Origin of the sequence: Blautia sp. DFI.3.45, from assembly GCF_020593505.1 — a bacterium.
GTDB lineage: Bacteria > Bacillota > Clostridia > Lachnospirales > Lachnospiraceae > Blautia_A > Blautia_A wexlerae.
The window spans coordinates 1-847 of record NZ_JAJDMI010000138.1 but is presented as its reverse complement, the minus strand read 5'-3'; the positions used below and the strand labels follow the sequence as shown (position 1 = coordinate 847).

Annotated in this window: 2 protein-coding genes; both read left to right on the top strand. The window is 44.6% G+C overall.

The annotated features are described in order from the left end of the window. Window positions 1–411, top strand: a 411-nt coding sequence (locus LJE09_RS17265; protein WP_227296410.1) for a radical SAM mobile pair system MarR family transcriptional regulator, incomplete at its 5' end; no start/stop codon positions are given. Beyond that, window positions 408–847 (top strand): DUF5131 family protein (locus LJE09_RS17260; RefSeq protein WP_227311603.1); only part of this gene is annotated, 440 nt, incomplete at its 3' end. The genes LJE09_RS17265 and LJE09_RS17260, both read left to right, overlap by 4 nt.

Here is an 847-nt window from a genome sequence, read left to right as displayed (position 1 = left end):
ACCAAAATAAAACAGCTTGGAGACCGGATTTTCGAGAAGATTCTCAGTGAAAAGAATATTGATGCGTTTAATGGAGCCCAGGGGCGTATTCTTTATGTGCTGTGGCAGAAGGATGGTATTTCAATCAGGTCACTCTCGACTAAATGCGGATTAGCGATAACATCTCTTACTACGATGCTGGAAAGAATGGAAAATCAAGGGCTGATAAGCCGTGTTCAGTCTGAAATGGACAAAAGGAAAACGCTCCTGTTTCTGACTGAGAAAGCACATGCCTTAAAGGGCGAGTACGATTCTGTATCTGATGAGATGGGCAGTATTTACTACAAAGGTTTTTCAGAGGAAGAAATTATCCGGTTTGAGGAATGCCTTGACCGCATCAGAAAGAATCTTGAGGAGTGGCAGAAGTCATGAGTATTTGTATCAAAGATCAGATTCAGAACATGAATATCGTCATTGGCTGCACAGTGGGGTGTACATATTGCTATGCCCGCAACAACGTGAAACGCTGGCATATGATTGATGATTTCGCTGACCCTGAATTCTTTCCGGGTAAGCTCAAGATGATGGAAAAGAAACGTCCGCAGAACTTTCTTCTTACCGGCATGAGCGATCTCTCTGGATGGAAGCCGGACTGGAGAGACGAGGTATTTGCAAAGATCCGTGAAAATCCACAGCATCAGTTCCTGTTCCTTACCAAGCGACCTGATTTGCTGGATTTTGATACCGATCTGGAAAACGCATGGTTTGGCGTTACGGTGACGAGGAAAGCAGAACGGTGGCGTATCGACGCCCTTCGGAAAAACGTCAGAGCAAAACATTACCATGTTACCTTTGAGCCGTTATTCGA